Annotated in this window: 14 protein-coding genes; 5 read left to right on the top strand and 9 right to left on the bottom strand. The window is 64.6% G+C overall.

Translation table 11 applies throughout. From position 1 onward, the window contains the following. Positions 1 to 53: 53 nt before the first annotated feature. Genes darH through BLR94_RS09900 form a run of 4 tightly spaced genes read right to left on the bottom strand, consistent with a single transcriptional unit; the run spans position 54 to position 3,543 of the window. The gene (gene darH / locus BLR94_RS09915) at positions 54 to 1,055 is read right to left on the bottom strand and encodes a BtrH-related acyltransferase DarH (protein ID WP_084304610.1); all 1,002 of its coding nucleotides are present in this window, start codon (positions 1,053 to 1,055) and stop codon (positions 54 to 56) included. Continuing rightward, the gene (locus BLR94_RS09910; protein ID WP_084304611.1) at positions 1,052 to 1,459 is read right to left on the bottom strand and encodes a DarG family dialkylresorcinol biosynthesis protein; all 408 of its coding nucleotides are present in this window, start codon (positions 1,457 to 1,459) and stop codon (positions 1,052 to 1,054) included. Before BLR94_RS09910 ends, darH begins: the two co-directional genes overlap by 4 nt. Beyond that, positions 1,449 to 2,606, bottom strand: a complete 1,158-nt coding sequence (locus BLR94_RS09905; protein WP_084304612.1) for a beta-ketoacyl-ACP synthase III — start codon at positions 2,604 to 2,606, stop codon at positions 1,449 to 1,451. The genes BLR94_RS09910 and BLR94_RS09905 overlap by 11 nt, the downstream gene beginning before the upstream one ends. Positions 2,607 to 2,625: 19 nt before the next feature. Beyond that, a complete protein-coding gene (locus tag BLR94_RS09900; protein ID WP_084304613.1) occupies positions 2,626 to 3,543 on the bottom strand; it encodes a hypothetical protein in 918 nt (305 codons plus the stop codon). An 82-nt stretch (positions 3,544 to 3,625) separates the two neighbouring features. Here BLR94_RS09900 and BLR94_RS09895 point away from each other — a divergent pair, with 82 nt between their 5' ends. Next, positions 3,626 to 4,033, top strand: coding sequence for a DUF2141 domain-containing protein (locus BLR94_RS09895; RefSeq protein WP_244158130.1), 408 nt, complete (start codon positions 3,626 to 3,628; stop codon positions 4,031 to 4,033). A 52-nt stretch (positions 4,034 to 4,085) separates the two neighbouring features. On the opposite strand, the gene BLR94_RS28170 is transcribed toward BLR94_RS09895, so the two are convergent. Together BLR94_RS28170 and BLR94_RS09885 are read right to left on the bottom strand one after the other, a co-directional pair. Further along, positions 4,086 to 4,442: a metal-sensitive transcriptional regulator gene (locus BLR94_RS28170; protein WP_084304615.1), complete on the bottom strand. Its 357-nt coding sequence runs from the start codon at positions 4,440 to 4,442 to the stop codon at positions 4,086 to 4,088. Positions 4,443 to 4,506: 64 nt separating this feature from the next. Next, on the bottom strand, positions 4,507 to 4,719 hold the full coding sequence (locus tag BLR94_RS09885) for a heavy-metal-associated domain-containing protein (RefSeq protein ID WP_084304616.1): 213 nt from the start codon (positions 4,717 to 4,719) through the stop codon (positions 4,507 to 4,509). Positions 4,720 to 5,082: 363 nt separating this feature from the next. Here BLR94_RS09885 and BLR94_RS09880 point away from each other — a divergent pair, with 363 nt between their 5' ends. Both BLR94_RS09880 and BLR94_RS09875 read left to right on the top strand, forming a co-directional pair. Next, positions 5,083 to 7,287 carry a TonB-dependent siderophore receptor gene (locus BLR94_RS09880; protein WP_084304617.1) on the top strand — a complete coding sequence of 735 codons (2,205 nt, stop codon included), beginning with the start codon at positions 5,083 to 5,085 and terminating at the stop codon, positions 7,285 to 7,287. 70 nt (positions 7,288 to 7,357) lie between these two features. Next, on the top strand, positions 7,358 to 9,016 hold the full coding sequence (locus BLR94_RS09875) for an ABC transporter ATP-binding protein/permease (RefSeq protein WP_084304618.1): 1,659 nt from the start codon (positions 7,358 to 7,360) through the stop codon (positions 9,014 to 9,016). Positions 9,017 to 9,048: 32 nt separating this feature from the next. On the opposite strand, the gene hemE is transcribed toward BLR94_RS09875, so the two are convergent. Beyond that, positions 9,049 to 10,116, bottom strand: a complete 1,068-nt coding sequence (gene hemE, locus BLR94_RS09870; RefSeq protein ID WP_084304619.1) for a uroporphyrinogen decarboxylase — start codon at positions 10,114 to 10,116, stop codon at positions 9,049 to 9,051. 234 nt (positions 10,117 to 10,350) lie between these two features. On the opposite strand from hemE, the gene BLR94_RS09865 reads away from it, so the two are divergent. Together BLR94_RS09865 and BLR94_RS09860 are read left to right on the top strand one after the other, a co-directional pair. Beyond that, complete coding sequence (locus BLR94_RS09865; protein ID WP_084304620.1) at positions 10,351 to 11,331, top strand: aliphatic sulfonate ABC transporter substrate-binding protein; 981 nt, start codon at positions 10,351 to 10,353, stop codon at positions 11,329 to 11,331. 78 nt (positions 11,332 to 11,409) lie between these two features. Beyond that, positions 11,410 to 12,777: an LLM class flavin-dependent oxidoreductase gene (locus BLR94_RS09860; protein WP_084304621.1), complete on the top strand. Its 1,368-nt coding sequence runs from the start codon at positions 11,410 to 11,412 to the stop codon at positions 12,775 to 12,777. Positions 12,778 to 12,814: 37 nt separating this feature from the next. Here BLR94_RS09860 and BLR94_RS09855 read toward each other — a convergent pair whose 3' ends face one another. Continuing rightward, positions 12,815 to 13,921, bottom strand: a complete 1,107-nt coding sequence (locus BLR94_RS09855; RefSeq protein ID WP_084304622.1) for a glycerol dehydrogenase — start codon at positions 13,919 to 13,921, stop codon at positions 12,815 to 12,817. Between the two features lie 185 nt (positions 13,922 to 14,106). Then, positions 14,107 to 15,525: an FAD-dependent oxidoreductase gene (locus BLR94_RS09850; RefSeq protein ID WP_084304623.1), complete on the bottom strand. Its 1,419-nt coding sequence runs from the start codon at positions 15,523 to 15,525 to the stop codon at positions 14,107 to 14,109. Positions 15,526 to 15,624: the final 99 nt, after the last annotated feature.

The raw sequence follows: 15,624 nt of genomic DNA, 5'->3' as shown, positions 1-15,624 counted from the left end.
CGCGCCCCGGTCCACCCTACAAATGACCGCTTTCGCCCTACTGCAGCCCTGGCTCAACCCTTGCGCCGGGCCCAGGCACCGAGCTCTTTCATCAAGACACGTTCCTGGCTGGCAATGCCGCGCAGCCTGTCGGCGATCGGCCTGAAATCCGGTGCTTCGCCCTTGCTGCGGCTGGCCCGTACGCAGGCCGAGGCGAACTGGCGCCAGTCGTCGCCGACGGCGGTCAGGCGCGTCGAGGCCTCCTGCAACGTGGCATCGCCGATCTTCTCACCGGCCTCCTGCAGGAAGCTTGCGTACATGAAGCGGAAGCCCGCACCACCGGTGCCGATCTCCTCCTGCATACGCACGATATGGGTGAGGTACAGACGGTTGTACTTGGCCTGTGCCGGGTCGAGCGCCTCGACGCACTTGGCCAGGTGCTGAATACCGCGAATGCCGATCCACGGCAGCGGCATGCCATCGAGGATGCGTGAGGTCGACAGCACGCTCTTGCGAATCAGCCGCTGCCAGTCCTGATCGGGCGACACGTCGTCCAGGTAATACATCAAGCCCTTGGCCGCCAGGGCGCCCTTGGCGAAACGCGCTTTCTGCAGATCCTCGGCAGCGCAGCGCACCGGCGCCTCGAACACTGGGTCGCTGAGCAGGTACTCGTTGCCTTCACGACCATAGGCCAGCAGATTGTGGGCGTTGAAGTGAAAGCGCATCTCCGGCGGAAAGTACGGCAACCAGAACACCGAGCTCTGCAGTCCGGCCAGGCGACCACTGTCGAGAGCGGCATCCAGGGCGACGCGCCCCTGCTCGGGACTGGAGAAGGTACGGCTGGTCAGACGCACGCCCAGGCGCTTGCTGAGGGTCTTGATCAGGTGGCGGGGCGGCATGCGGTAGGCGATCAGCGGCATGCCGCCCAGCTTGACGATCGGCAGGTAGGCGAATGCCAGGCCCGATGCCAGGCCGAACGCCATCGGCTCGCTCATCGGCAGGCCGGCATGGGTCAGCAGACTGGCCATGACGCCGCTTTCGCAGTGGGCGCTCTGGCGATGCTCGAACGCGCTCATGGCAGTTCCTTCTGGTAACGACGCAATTCGTCGACGGACAGACCAAAGGCCTCGGCATAGCGAGCCAACAGCGAATCGCTCAGGCGTCGGTAGATTTCCGGTCGGAAATGCCGGCGCACGCGCCACTGCCAGAGCCCGGCGATCTGCGCCAGCGCCGGCTCGTCCATGCGATAGCGATACATCAGGCACTTCAGCGGCGACAGCTCGCCACGCTGCCAGGCGGCATGGGCCTCGGCCTCCTGCGCCTGCAGCTCGGCGACGGCCAGTTGGGTGGAATAGGACTCTGGCTCCCAACCGGTACTTTGCGCGCCCTGGTAATGCCCTTTTTCATCGACGGCATACAGCAATTTGCTATGCCCGCCGTAAGCGGAATCGGGGTCCTGGGGGACTTCATCAAGCTTCATTGCCGACCACCGTCAGGTGCATGAATGCGCTGGAGAAACGCCCGCTTTCCGGCACGTAGCACAGCAGTTTCTGGCCATTGCGCAGCAGCCCGCCATTGAACAGTTCTTCGAGGATGATGAAGATCGACGCCGCGCCAGTGTTGCCCTTGCGGGTCAGGTTGGTGAACCAGCGATCCATCGGAATCGGCAGGTCGACATTGGCCAGGCCCTCGGCCAAACGGTCGCGAAAGAATTCCGAGGAATAGTGCGGCATGAACCAGTCGATATCCGCCACGCGCAGTTCACGGCGCACCATGATGCGCCGCAATGCCTCTTCCACGGTGTACTTGACGATATTCTCGTTGAGCAGTTTGACGTCCTGCTTGATCGCCATCACCGACTGCCGCGCGCGCTCATCGGCGTCGTAACGGCTCCAGCCCCGCAGACTGCCATCCTGCATCTCGGCCCCGGCGTACATGCAGGCGGGCATCTGGTCGGCGAACGAGAGAATATCCAGCCAGTCGACACGCAGGCTCAACCCGCTGGCGTTGGGGTGATCCTGCAGCAGCACGGCGCCGGCACCGTCGGACAGCATCCAGCGCAGGAAATCCTTCTCGAAGGCGATCTCCGGGTGGCTCTCCAGTTCCTCGACGCGGCTCTCGTACTCGGCATTGAAGTTGCGCGCCTGCATCAGCGTCGACGCCACTTCGGAGCCGCAGGCCACGGCATTGCGGCTTTCGCCACTGGCCACGCTCATCCAGGCGTACTTCAATGCGGTCATCCCGCACAGGCAGATGCCCGCCGTAGTGGCGACTTCGCAAGGCGGATTACCCAGCTCGCCGTGCACCATCACCCCATGGCCAGGCATCACCTGGTCGGGCGAAGAGGTGCTGGCGACCAGACAATCCAGGCTGTCCAGCGCGAACCCCGCGCCGACCAGGCCACGGATCGCCGCAGCGCTGAGCTGGGCGTTGCTCATGCCTGGCTCGCCGGTCAGCGGATCGATGACGTAGTGGCGCTGCTGGATGCCGTTACGGCGCAGGACCAGCTTGCGGGCGCGCGACGGCTTGCCGCCGACCATGCCGAGGCGAGCTTCCATCTGCTCGTTGTCGACCGGATCAAAGGGCAGGCTTGCACTGATGCGATTGATGAATACAGGTGATACCACGGGATTACCTCGGACCAGTTTATTCGCCGGACGGGCCGGCGAAGTAGGCCTTTTCACGCAGGATTCGTGCCTTGAACAGTGGGGCCAATAACTTCTTCAACAGGGCACTGATCGGCACCACGGTCAGGATCAGGCAGATCAGGAAAACGATGTAGACCACCAACCCGGCAGCACGGCGCCTGCTCTGCTGCGGGCCGAGCGCGCTCAGCAGCCGGCTCCACAGCGTGAAGCTACGGTTGCCGACCTTCTCGCTGGCAATCAGTTTCTCATCCACTATCACCGCCCCCAGACCGCCCAGCATCGGCTGCTCGATCGGCTGCTGGTCAGCGAGCAGGCGCCGAGCCATGGCATCACCGAAGCGGCTGGCGGCGGCCATTTCATTCTCGTCGATACCGGCACGCGGCACCCAGCTGAAGGGTTTCTGCCGGCCGGTGAACATCCACAGCGGCGTGGCCAGAAAACTCGCTGCCGTGCCGCAGGCGTCGGTCAGCACGGCGTTGTCGACCAGCCTGGCGCCCAACGCCTGCAGACGGGCCTTGACCTTTTCCTGGGCCATCAACCACATGTTGCGACAACCGATCAGGGTCACCACCGGCGTATCCTTCAACAGCCGAGCAGCCTCAGGTGATGCGAGGAAACTGGTGAAGGGCAACGAGGGTGACAGGAACCATACCTGGTAGGCGAGGATGATCAGGTCGTAGCGTTTATCGGCATCGACCATCAACGGCAGCAAAGGCTGTGGCTTCATCAACACGGTTTCCGGGAATACCCGGAAAAAGCCAAGAAAAGGCCACGGGAAGGGAAAAGGCTTGGCCGGTTGCAGCACCAGGAAATCCACCTGAATGCCTTCACTCGCCTGCAACGGCGCACAGACCGATTGCACCAGGCGGTTCAATTGGCCAGTCTGTGAGAAGTGAACGACTAGAACCTGACGCATTTAAAGCGAATCCCTGCAAAATGGGCGGATTATGCCACAGAGACTTCCTCAAATCGTAACAAAACACTGCGCACTCTGCGCAGTGGCTTTACTGCTCGGGTCATTGCCGGCGCAGGCAGGCGATCTGCTGATTCGCCTGGAGGACAACCCGGGTGCCGCCAGGTTGTACGTGGCTCTGGTGGCAGCCAATGAGAAAAGCTGGGAGGCGGTGCTGCGCGAGCTGCAGGGTGAAGGCGAGCAACTGATCATGAAGGACGTGCCGCCTGGACAATACGCCCTGCAATTGTTTCAGGACAGCAACGGCAACGGTCGCCTGGACCTCAGCCAACGGGGCATTCCCCTGGAGCCGGTGGGCTTTTCCACCAACCCATCGCTACTGAAGGGCAAGCCCGCGCCCCGCGACGTCGGCTTCGAGCACGGCACCGACGACACGCTGGTCGACATCCGCCTGCGCCAGCCCCGAGCAGGCGCCAGGCCGGCCGCCCGCTGAGCGATTCGCTGCGGTTGATCGTCCAGCCCGGGGCCGGGAGGCCGTTGAGGGGTCAGCGCATCTTTTTGATGATGCCCAGCAGCTCGGTGATGGCCTCTTCGCCACCGTCCTCGAGGATGGCCTTGCGCACGCAACCGCTGGCATGGTCGGCGAGCAACTGGCTGGCGACCGCGTCCAGCGCCGATCGAACGGCCGACACCTGGGTGAGGATGTCCACGCAATAGCGGTCCTTCTCCACCATCTGGGCAATGCCATTGACCTGGCCGCCGATCCGGCTCAGGCGGTTGAGCAGCGCCTTCTTGCGCGGCTGCACCACGCTCTTGTCGGTGCTGGCGGTGGGCGCGCACTGCACGCACGGGACCTGTCCGGACGGCGCGACGTTCTGGGAGGTGGCCTTGCGCTTGCTCATCGTGATCCACGGCGACGAAAGGGATGCGCGAGTCTAGCATGTCCCCGGAACGCGACTCGCCGCCTCAGTCGCGCACCGTGAACCCCAGCGCTTCGATCTTTTCGCGCAGGCGCTGCGACGCCGCGCGCAGGCTGTCGGCGCCCTCGACGCTGACCAGACCGGTGTCGAGCGCCACCTCGGCGCTACTGACGCCTTCGACGCCTTCCAGCGCGCGTTTGACCTTGCTGGAGCAACCGCCACAGGACATGCCTTGAACCTTGAGAATGATGGACGCCATGAAAATCTCCTTTGACGGGGCGACGAGGGCCTGCTGCCGGCCAAAGGCCGAGACTCCGTTCGCTCGGCATCCATCAGGCGGATGCCGACGCTGGTCGCGACAGGAACGGATGCGGGCCATGAGATACCTGCATGGGGTATCTGTAAATACCCCAGGTAGGTATATGATCAGGAATTCGCCGCCTCGCTGGATAAAAATCCAGCCTATTCAAAAGGTTATATTTCCATAGACGACTTATAACTATAAATATTCAAAAACAGTCTTTTTACTGCATTTTCATTGCTACCTACCATCCATCCCCGCTGACCAGCCACAGATCTGGCGGAAGTACCTCTTTTTTACCGTCGTCACCGGGGAGGAACCATGAGCGTGGATCGCCATGAAAGCATACAGGTATGGGGTATTCATAAATGCTACCGCTGGATCGGCTTCGGCCTGCTGGCCGGCCTGTCCGGTCCACTGTTGGCACAGTCTCTGGAAGATGAAGACACCGCGCCAACCAGCCTGCCAACGTTGACGGTATGGGGGCAGGGCCAGAGCGAGGACACCGATGCCTATGCCGCCCAGCGCACCACGGTGGCCAGTAAGCTGCCGGTCGCGCCGAGAGAGATTCCTCAGTCGGTCAGCGTGATCACCCGCCAGCGCATCGAAGACCAGAACCTCAATACCCTGGAGGATGCGCTACGCCAGACCCCGGGCGTTACCGTGATTCCCAACGACACCGCACAGAGCCAGTACTGGTCGCGCGGCTACGGTCTCAACGTCAGCATCGACGGGGTTGCCAGCACAGGTGGGCTGAGCGGCGCGGAACAGTTCGACCTGGCCGTGTACGATCGCGTCGAGGTGCTGCGCGGCCCATCCGGCGTACTGCAGGGCAGCGGCGACCTGGGTGGCACGGTCAACGTGGTGACCAAGAAGCCCCGCGCCCAGTTCGGCCTCGACGGCAGCATCAGTGCCGGCAGTTGGGACAACCAGCGCGGCGAGCTGGACATCACCGGACCGCTGGATGCCGACGGGCGCCTGCGCGGCCGCTTCGTCGGCGTCGGCCAGGATCGCGACTTCTTCTACGACCGCACGCACCAGCGCAAATGGGTCGGCCATGGCGTGCTGGAGCTCGACCTGAACGATGCTCTCACCCTGTCGCTGGCGCACACCCGCCAGGACAACGACATCGACGTGCCCTTCTCCGGCCTGCCGGTCAGTGCGCCGGGCGGCACGGCGGGCCGCCTGCTGGACGTGTCTCGCGCCACCACCCCCTATCCCGACTGGAGCTACAACCGCACGCACACCCGGGAAACCGTGCTGGCCGCCGAACAGCGCTTCGCCAACGACTGGAGCCTGACCGCCAAGCTGCGCTACCTCAGCCAGGACAGCGAATGGAAGGATGCGGTGCCCGGAGCAGGCGGCGTCGACCTGAGCGACCACACCTTCAGCTATGTCTTCCTGCGCGAATACCAGGGCGACTCGCGCCGCCGGGCGGCCGATCTCTATGCCTCGGGGCCGTTCCGCTTGCTTGGCCGCGAGCACCAGGCGTTGATCGGCTACAACCAGGACGACTACCGGGTGCGCAGCAGCGACACCTGGGGCAGCAACCGCAGCGCCTCGAGCCTGGTGGGCAGCGCGGCCAGCGGTCTCGACCTGGCCAATCCCGACCTGGCCGAGCCCAGCCTCGTGCGCAACCGGGGGGCGGAACGCCTGACCGAACAGAGTGGCGTCTACGGCCAGCTTCGCCTGCGCCTGCTGGATCCGCTGACGCTGGTGGCCGGCGGCCGCCTGAGCGACTACGACTACAAGAGTCGCAGCCGATCCCCGTCCACGCCCACGGCCTGGAGTCAGGGGGAGTCGAGCGATGACGAGTTCACGCCCTATGGCGGCCTGGTCTACCAACCGATCCCACAGGCATCGCTGTACGCCAGCTACTCGGACATCTTCATTCCGCAGAACTACGAGAAGGCCGGCGGCGGCACGCTCGCCCCCAGGGTCGGCAAGCAGTACGAAGTGGGCATCAAGACCGCCTTCTTCGACGAGGCCCTGAACGCCACGCTGGCGGCCTTCCGCATCCGCGACGAGAACCGCCCCTTCGAAGACCCGAACGCCCCCAATTACTACATCGCTGCCGGCGAAGTGGAGAGCCGTGGCTGGGAACTGGAAGTCAATGGCCGGCCGCTGCCGGGATGGGACATCAGTGCCGGCTATACCCACCTCAAGACCCGCTACCTCAAGGATGACAGCAACGCCGGCCTGTTCAGCCACTCCTCGCCCAAGCACAGCTTGAAGCTGTGGAGCCACTACCGTTTCCCGGGTGGCGCGCTCAAAGGCCTGGCCCTTGGCGCAGGGGTCACGGCCAGCAGCGCCTACGGCAGCGACCGCTTCGCCTCGGACCGCAAGCAGAGCGGCTACGCCCTGGTCAGCGCCGTGGCCAGCTACGCGCTGAACGAACACCTGACGCTGGCTCTCAACGGCGAGAACCTCAGCGACCGCACGTACTACGCCAGCCTCGGCAACAACACCTACAACACCTACGGCGAGCCGCGCCATTTCACCCTGTCGCTACGCGCCAGCTACTAGCCGCACACCGGGGCTCGGCGACGAGCCCCGGTGCAATGGCGTGCTTCGCCCATTCGCCTGAAGACCCACGATGAAAGCGTCTCCCTCCGCCTGGCAACTGATTCGCCCCTACTGGCTGTCGGACGACAAATGGCACGCCTACGGCCTGCTCGCCCTGGTCATCGCCCTGGATCTGCTCACCGTGTACTGCGCAGTGAGCATCAGCAACTGGCAGAAAGCCTTCTTCGATGCCCTCTCGGCGTTCGAGCGCGAGGCGATCTGGCCACTGATGTGGACCCTGGGCGCACTGATCGCAGCGATCACCCTCGCCTCGACCTTCAGCATGTTCTTCCGCCAGTTACTGGAAATCCGCTGGCGCAGCTGGCTGACCGAGGTGTTCCTGGTACGCTGGCTGAACGACCACGCCTACCAGCGGATCGAAGCCGGCCAGCTCGCCGACAACCCCGATCAACGCATCGCCGAGGACCTCAACCACCTGGCCGGCAAGACCCTGAGCCTGAGCCTCGGCCTGCTGAAGAACATCGTCAACGTGGTGTCCTACTCGGTGATCCTCTGGGGGCTGTCGGGCAGCCTTTCGCTGGGCGCCGTGGGGATCGACTGGGCGCTGCCCGGCTATATGCTCTGGGCTGCGGTGCTCTATGCCCTGGTCGGCTCCTGGATCATGGAGAAGATCGGCAAGCCCATGGTCGGCCTCGACTACCGCCAGCAACAATACGAAGCGGACTTCCGCTACCTGCTGGTGCGCCTGCGCGAACATGCCGAGCAGGTCGCCTTCTACCGGGGCGAGCCGATCGAGCATCAGCGCCTGCGCCAGGCCTTCCACGCCATCCGCCACAACTGGCGCGGCCTGATGACCTACACCAAGCGGGTCGCCTTCACCGAGTCAATCTATGTCGAGGTCGGCAGCATCCTGCCTTACGTCATCGCCATCCCCCGCTACTTCGCCCGGCAGATCACCATCGGCGGGGTGATGCAGCTGAGCGTCGGCTTCGCGCGCCTGCGCACCGCGCTGTCCTGGTTCCTGTTCAACTACAAGGAACTGGCGTTGCTGCGCTCGGTGTTGCAGCGGCTGCGCGAATTCGACCAGGCGCTAAAGGCGGTGCCCGTCGCCGGCATCCGGCTGACCGTAAGTGCCGACGCCAGCTTGCACATCCGCGGCCTGCTTCTGGCCCGACCGGATGGCGCGCCGCTGAACCGCGTGGGCGACCTGGACATCGTTGCCGGGCAGCGCTGGCTGGTACAAGGCCCATCGGGCGCCGGCAAGAGCACCCTGCTGCGCGCCCTAGCCGGACTATGGCCCCACGGCGCGGGACGGATCGACCTGCCTGGCGGCAAGCACCTGTTCCTGCCGCAGAAAAGCTACCTGCCCCCCGGCTCACTGAAAGGCGCGCTGTGCTACCCCGCCGCCGTGGAAGGTTTCACCGATACCCAGTGCGTGCAAGCGCTTCAGCAGGTGCGCCTGCACGGCTACGCCGACAGGCTGGCGCAGCACGACCACTGGGAAAAACGCCTGTCACCCGGTGAGCAACAGCGCCTGGCCTTCGCCCGGGTGCTGCTGCACAGGCCCGACTACCTGTTCCTCGACGAGGCCACCTCGGCGCTGGACACCGCCAACGAAGACAATCTCTACCAACTGGTGGCCGCGCAACTGCCGAACGCCACCGTCATCAGCGTGGCGCACCACGCGAACCTCGAACGCTACCACAACAGGTGCCTGCGCCTGCAGTGAAGGGGCTGCCGCAGGATCGTCGCGGGGCGCCGTCAACCGTGGTAAGCGGCCGACAGCTCGTGCACGGCTTCGAGGAACGCGCCGGCATGGGCCGGATCGACTTCCGGGGTGATGCCGTGCCCCAGGTTGAAGACGTGACCGCTGCCGCTACCGTAGCTGGCCAGGATGCGCGCGACCTCGGCGCGAATCGCCGCCGGCTTGGCGTACAGCACGGTAGGGTCCATGTTGCCCTGCAAGGCCACCTGCGAACCAACGCGCCTGCGCGCTTCGCCGATGTCGCAGCTCCAGTCCAGCCCCAGCGCATCGGCGCCGGTGGCCGCCATGGACTCCAGCCACAGCCCGCCGTTCTTGGTGAACAGGATCACCGGAACCTTGCGCCCGTCATGTTCGCGGATCAGGCCGTCGACGATCTTCTGCATGTAGGCCAGGGAGAACGCCTGGTAGGCAGCCGACGACAGGTTGCCCCCCCAGGTATCGAAGATCTGCACGGCCTGGGCACCGGCGAGGATCTGCCCATTGAGGTAAGCCGTGACCGACTGGGCCAGCTTGTCGAGCAGCGCGTGCATGGCCTGCGGATCGTCATAGAGCATCGCCTTGGACTTGCGCAAATCCTTCGACGAGCCGCCCTCGACCATGTAGGTGGCCAGGGTCCAGGGGCTGCCGGAGAAACCGATCAGCGGGACACGCCCCCCCAGCGCCGACCGGATGGTGCGTACCGCATCCATCACATAGCCGAGGTCTTTCTGCGGATCGGGAATCGGCAGCGCGTCCACATCTGCGGCGCTGCTGATCACCTTGCGAAAGCGTGGTCCCTCGCCGGTCTCGAAGTACAGCCCCTGGCCCATGGCGTGGGGGATGGTGAGGATATCGGAGAAAAGGATCGCGGCATCCAGCTGTGGATAACGATCCAGCGGCTGCAGGGTGACCTCACAGGCGAACTCGGGGTTCATCATGAGACGCATGAAATCCCCTGCCTTGGCCCTGCTGGCCCGATACTCCGGCAGGTAGCGGCCCGCTTGACGCATCATCCACACCGGGGTGACATCGACGGGTTGCTTGAGCAGAGCACGCAGGAAACGGTCGTTCTTCAGGGCGGTCATGGCACAGGATTCCAGGGGGCGGCAGACCCGCCATTGTCGCAAAGCGCGGCCTAAAAGACACGGCGCAGGTGGTTCGCTGCGGCTTTTGGCCACGTCGGACGCACTCTTTATATTCCTTGATGAGGTACTGAAAAGAAAACGTTATACCAAAAAAGAAGATTAAGCGTGCTCGTTAGTTCCTTCTGATTCTATATTGAGGGCCGTCCACCATCAGGTTCGATTTCGGAGTTCAGCATGGCCCGTCATTTCCGTCTCCCCAGCCGCCGCGCCTTCACCCTGGGCCTTCTGGCGGCCGCCAGCGCCGTCCTGCTGCCGTGGCAAGCGGCCCACGCCGAGAGCGCCAAGACGCTGCGAATCGGTTACCAGAAGTTCAACAGCGTGAATATTCTCAAAGGAAGTGGCGCACTGGAGAAGGCGCTCGAACCCCAGGGCGTCAAGGTCAGCTGGCACGAGTTCGCCGCCGGGCCGCAACTGCTGGAAGCGCTGAGCACCGGGGCCATCGACCTGGGCCACGCTGCCGATGCACCTTCGGTATTCGCCCAGGCTGCCGGAAAGCCGGTGGTCTATCTGGCGGCAGAACAACCCTACCCCAAGGGCATCGGCATCCTGACGCAGAATCAGGGAGGCATCCGGAACATCGTCGACCTCAAGGGCAAGCGGGTAGCCACCGGTCGCGGCTGGAACGCCCAGTACCTGCTGGCCCTGGCGCTGCAGGACGTCGGCCTGAGCTACAGCGACATCACCCCGGCCTATGTCAACAACGCCGCGGACGCCATCGCCGCGCTGCAATCGGGTTCGGTGCAGGCCGCCACGCTATGGGACCCGTTCCTCGCCGCCGCCGAAAAGAAGCTGCCGGTGCGCAACCTGCGCGATGGCCAGGGGCTGACCAACAACCGTACCTTCTACCTGTCCACGGCCGCATTCACCGACCACAACGGCGATCTGGTGAAGACCTTCTTCCAACAACTGGCGCAGGTCAGTGACTGGGCCAACAAGCATCCTCAGCAGGTCGCCGACCTGCTCGCCCCACAACTGGGGATAGCCCCTGACGTGCTGCTTCTCGCCACCGAGCGGCGCAACTATGCCGCCGAGGCCATCACGCCCTCGATCATCGCGGAGCAGCAAAAACTGGCAGACACCTTTCTCGGCCTCGGGCTGATTCCCAAGCCCCTGCGCGTCGACGAGGCGGTCTATCCACAGTCCCTGCTGCCCTGACAGGGACCTGACCGAGCCACCTCGCGCCCCACCCACGTGGTGGGGACAGTCCTTGAGCCGCACACCGGTAGAGCCACCATGACGCCCCGCAAGCCGATCCGTTTCAATGCCTTCAGCATGAATGTCGCCAGCCACCAGTCGCCCGGCCTCTGGCGCCATCCACTCAATCGCAGTCAGTACCACAACCGCCTGCCTTACTGGCTGGAGCTGGCGCAAACGCTCGAGCGCGGGCTGTTCGATGCGCTGTTCATCGCTGACGTGCTGGGTATCTACGACGTCTACCAGGGCAGCCCGGAGGCGGCGCTGCGTGGCGGCGTGCAGGTGCCGGTCAACGATCCACTGCTGATCGTCCCGGCCATGGCCGCCGTCACCCGGCACCTGGGCTTCGGCGTGACCTTCTCGCTGACCTACGAGCACCCTTACCCCTTCGCGCGGCGCATGTCGACCCTGGATCATCTGACCGACGGCCGGGTGGGCTGGAACATCGTCACCGGCTACCTGGACAGCGCCGCACGCAACCTGGGCCTGGACAGACAACTGGGCCATGACCAGCGCTACGCGCTGGCCGAGGAATACCTGCAGGTGCTCTACAAACTCTGGGAGCACAGCTGGGAGGACGATGCGGTCAACCGCAGCGAGGTCGGCAGCTCGTACATCGACCCGGGCAAGGTGCATCCGATCGGCCATCACGGCGAGCACTACCAGGTGCCCGGCATGCACCTTTGCGAGCCCTCCCCGCAACGCACCCCGGTGCTGTTCCAGGCAGGCGCCTCGCCCCGCGGCCAGGCCTTCGCGGCCCGCCACGCCGAGTGCGTGTTCATCAGCGGCCCCACCCAGACCGTCCTCAAGGGGTTGGTGGATGGCCTGCGCCAGGCCCTGCGGGAGGCGGGCCGGCAGCCCGAGGAGCAACTGATCTACGCCCAGGCGTTGATCATCGTCGCGCCGAGCCGGGCGGCTGCCGAGGCGAAGCTGGCCGACTACCGTCGCTACGTGGACGTCGAGGCCGCATTGGCGCTCCTGTCCGGCTGGACAGGCATCGATCTGTCCAGCCTGGGCGGCGACCAGGTGATCGAATACCTGGAAAACGATGCCGGCCGTACCGCCCTGGCGTCCTTCACGCGCAGCGATCCGAACCGCCAGTGGACGGTGGCCGAAGCCGCCGAGTTCGTCTGCCTGGGCGGTCGTGGGCCGGTTCTGCTCGGCTCGCCCGGCGAAGTCGCCGACCAACTGGAAACCTGGCTGGACGCCACCGGCATCGACGGGTTCAACCTGACCTATGCCGTCGCTCATGAAGACCTCGAGGCGGTCGTCGACCTGCTGGTGCCCGAACTGCAGCGCCGTGGCCGCTACCGCCAGGCTTACGAGGGCGGCACTCTCAGGCACCAGCTGTTCGCTCGGGGCGACCGCCTCGACCCTCGCCACGCCGCCCATCAGACGGTTATCTAGGGTCTGTTGACGTTCCGGCGCGGCCGTGCGTGAAACGTCAACAGACCCTAGCCGCCTGCAGCCGCCGAAAGCCCTCGGCGTCGGCGGTGCGCATGGCGGCCAGCACGCTGTGCGCATCCACCGCGAAGGGCTCGTTGTGGATACTTTCACCCGCTGCACAGGCAAGCTCTGCAGCGCGCAGCAGATCGGCGTCGCTGACCTCGGGCAGACCGATCTCGGCGAGCGTGACCGGCAAGCCGACGGCGAGACAGAAACCATAGACCTCATCGATCAGCCGCGGCGCGCTGTCACGCAGCATCAGCATGCTCAGCACACCGAAGGTGACCTTCTCGCCGTGCCAGTAGGCATGGGTACCCTCGAGGACCGTGAAGCCATTGTGAATCGCGTGGGCGGCGGCCAGGCCGCCACTTTCGAAGCCCAGACCGGACAACAGCGTATTGGCCTCGATGACATGCTCCAGCGCAGGCGTCACCACCTGCTGGCGGCAGGCCTGCAAGGCCAGAGGTCCGTACTCCAGCAGGGTGTCGTAGCAGAACCGCGCCAGGGCATGGGCGGTACGCGGCCCCTGGCGGCCGGTCATGTTGGCGGCGCCGCTGATGCGGCAATCCTCGGCCTCGAACCAGGTGGCCAGGGCGTCGCCCATGCCGGAAACCAGAAAGCGCGCCGGTGCCCGGGCGACCACCTGGCTGTCGACCAGCACCAGATCCGGATTGCGCGGCAGCACCAGGTACCGTTTGAAGACGCCCTCGGCGGTGTAGATCACCGACAGCGCACTGCAAGGCGCATCGCTGGAGGCCAGGGTCGGCACCACCGCCACCGGCAGGCCGAGCGCGTGGGCCAGGGCCTTGGCGGTATCCAGCGCCTTGCCGCCGCCCATGCCGAGAATCACCTCGGGCCGCTCGTCGTCGGCGAGTGCCACCAGACGCTCGATCTCCTCGTCACTGCACTCACCGGCGAAACGCACCCGACGCAACTGCACATGGCCGCTGCAGGCTGCGTCCACGGAAGCAGCGAGATTGTCATAGGCGAAAGGATCGAGCAGCGCCAGCGCCTTGCTGCCAAAGCGCGACAACTCGAAACCGAGCTGCTCGAGCGCACCGCGGCCCTGCACGTAACGGGATGGGAAGATGGCAGTGGTCAACATGGGAACCTCCTGAGAAAACGCTGGAGGTACTGTAAAGGCGCGATCAACGCGGCGTATTGCCTCAGGTCAGCTAAGAACCGGTTGGAAATCTGCTGCGCGTCGGCACTGCTGCGTTGAAAAGAGGCTCTAGAAGGCCGGAAACGACGAGGCCGGCATGCTGCCGGCCTCGTCAGGAAAGGTGATGCTCAGACACCGAGGTAGTCGAGAATCCCTTCCGCTGCATTGCGGCCTTCGTAGATCGCGGTGACCACCAGGTCGGAACCACGCACCATGTCACCACCGGCGAACACTTTCGGGTTGCTGGTCTGGTGCTTGAAGGTGGCCTTTTCCGGCGCGACCACCCGGCCCTGGGTATCGATGCGGATATCGAACGCCTCGAACCAGGGCGCCGGGCTCGGGCGGAAACCGAAGGCGATCAGCACGGCTTCCGCCGGGATGATCTCCTCGGAGCCCGGGATTGGCTCCGGGCTGCGACGGCCACGGGCATCCGGTTCGCCGAGACGGGTCTCGACCACCTTTACGCCTTCCACCTTGTCCTCGCCGACGATGGCGATGGGCTGGCGGTTGAAGAAGAATTTCACGCCCTCTTCCTTGGCATTCTTCACTTCCTTGCGCGAGCCCGGCATGTTCGCTTCGTCACGGCGGTAGGCGCAGGTCACGGCCTTGGCGCCCTGGCGGATCGAGGTACGGTTGCAGTCCATCGCGGTGTCGCCGCCGCCGAGAACCACGACGCGCTTGCCTTTCATGTCGACGAAATCTTCCGGCGCCTTCTCGAAACCGAGGTTGCGATTGACGTTGGCGATCAGGAAGTCCAGGGCATCGTGGACGCCCGGCAGGTCTTCGCCCGGGAAGCCGCCCTTCATGTAGGTGTAGGTGCCCATGCCCATGAACACGGCATCGTACTCATCCAGCAACTGCTGCAGGGTGATGTCCCGACCGATCTCGGTGTTCAGGCGGAATTCGATGCCCATGCCGGTGAAGACTTCGCGGCGATTGCTCAGCACGCTCTTTTCCAGCTTGAACTCGGGGATGCCAAAGGTCAGCAGGCCGCCGATTTCCGGGTTCCTGTCGAACACCACCGGGGTCACGCCATTGCGCACCAGCACGTCGGCACAACCAAGGCCGGCAGGGCCGGCGCCAATCACGGCGACACGCCTGCCGGTCGGCTTGACCTTGGACATATCCGGGCGCCAGCCCATGGCGAAGGCGGTATCGGTGATGTACTTCTCCACCGAGCCGATGGTCACCGCGCCGAAGCCGTCGTTGAGGGTGCAGGCACCTTCGCACAAGCGATCCTGCGGGCACACGCGACCGCAGACTTCCGGCAGGGTGTTGGTCTGGTGGCTCAATTCGGCGGCGGCCAGGATGTTGCCCTCGGAGACCAGCTTCAACCAGTTGGGGATGAAGTTGTGTACCGGGCACTTCCACTCGCAATACGGGTTACCGCAGCCCAGGCAGCGGTGCGCCTGTTCGCCGGCCTGGGCCGGCTTGAAGGTGTCGTAGATCTCGACGAACTCTTTCTTGCGCTGCCGCAGCAGCTTCTTCTTCGGGTCTTTGCGCCCGACTTCGATGAACTGGAAGTCGTTATTCAGACGTTCAGCCATATCATAAACCTCTTAGCAGCAGCGCCGAGCGACACGCTCGAAGTTGCAAGACAATCACGTTGAGCGGCGAGCCCCACTGTCGGGGCTCGCCGCTTGAAG

Source organism: Phytopseudomonas flavescens, from assembly GCF_900100535.1.
Classification (GTDB): domain Bacteria; phylum Pseudomonadota; class Gammaproteobacteria; order Pseudomonadales; family Pseudomonadaceae; genus Aquipseudomonas; species Aquipseudomonas flavescens.
This window is presented reverse-complemented; position numbering and strand designations above follow the sequence as displayed.

Bases quoted from the DNA above. Each gene is read 5' to 3' on its own strand.
- BLR94_RS09885 (WP_084304616.1), bottom strand. From the start codon at position 4,719: ATGGCGTCCATCATTCTCAAGGTTCAAGGCATGTCCTGTGGCGGTTGC.
- BLR94_RS09865 (WP_084304620.1), top strand. From the start codon at position 10,351: ATGGCCCGTCATTTCCGTCTCCCCAGCCGCCGCGCCTTCACCCTGGGC.
- darH (WP_084304610.1), bottom strand. From the start codon at position 1,055: ATGAGCGCGTTCGAGCATCGCCAGAGCGCCCACTGCGAAAGCGGCGTC.
- BLR94_RS09855 (WP_084304622.1), bottom strand. From the start codon at position 13,921: ATGTTGACCACTGCCATCTTCCCATCCCGTTACGTGCAGGGCCGCGGT.
- BLR94_RS09910 (WP_084304611.1), bottom strand. From the start codon at position 1,459: ATGAAGCTTGATGAAGTCCCCCAGGACCCCGATTCCGCTTACGGCGGG.
- hemE (WP_084304619.1), bottom strand. From the start codon at position 10,116: ATGACCGCCCTGAAGAACGACCGTTTCCTGCGTGCTCTGCTCAAGCAA.
- BLR94_RS28170 (WP_084304615.1), bottom strand. From the start codon at position 4,442: ATGAGCAAGCGCAAGGCCACCTCCCAGAACGTCGCGCCGTCCGGACAG.
- BLR94_RS09875 (WP_084304618.1), top strand. From the start codon at position 7,358: ATGAAAGCGTCTCCCTCCGCCTGGCAACTGATTCGCCCCTACTGGCTG.
- BLR94_RS09860 (WP_084304621.1), top strand. From the start codon at position 11,410: ATGACGCCCCGCAAGCCGATCCGTTTCAATGCCTTCAGCATGAATGTC.
- BLR94_RS09900 (WP_084304613.1), bottom strand. From the start codon at position 3,543: ATGCGTCAGGTTCTAGTCGTTCACTTCTCACAGACTGGCCAATTGAAC.
- BLR94_RS09880 (WP_084304617.1), top strand. From the start codon at position 5,083: ATGAGCGTGGATCGCCATGAAAGCATACAGGTATGGGGTATTCATAAA.
- BLR94_RS09850 (WP_084304623.1), bottom strand. From the start codon at position 15,525: ATGGCTGAACGTCTGAATAACGACTTCCAGTTCATCGAAGTCGGGCGC.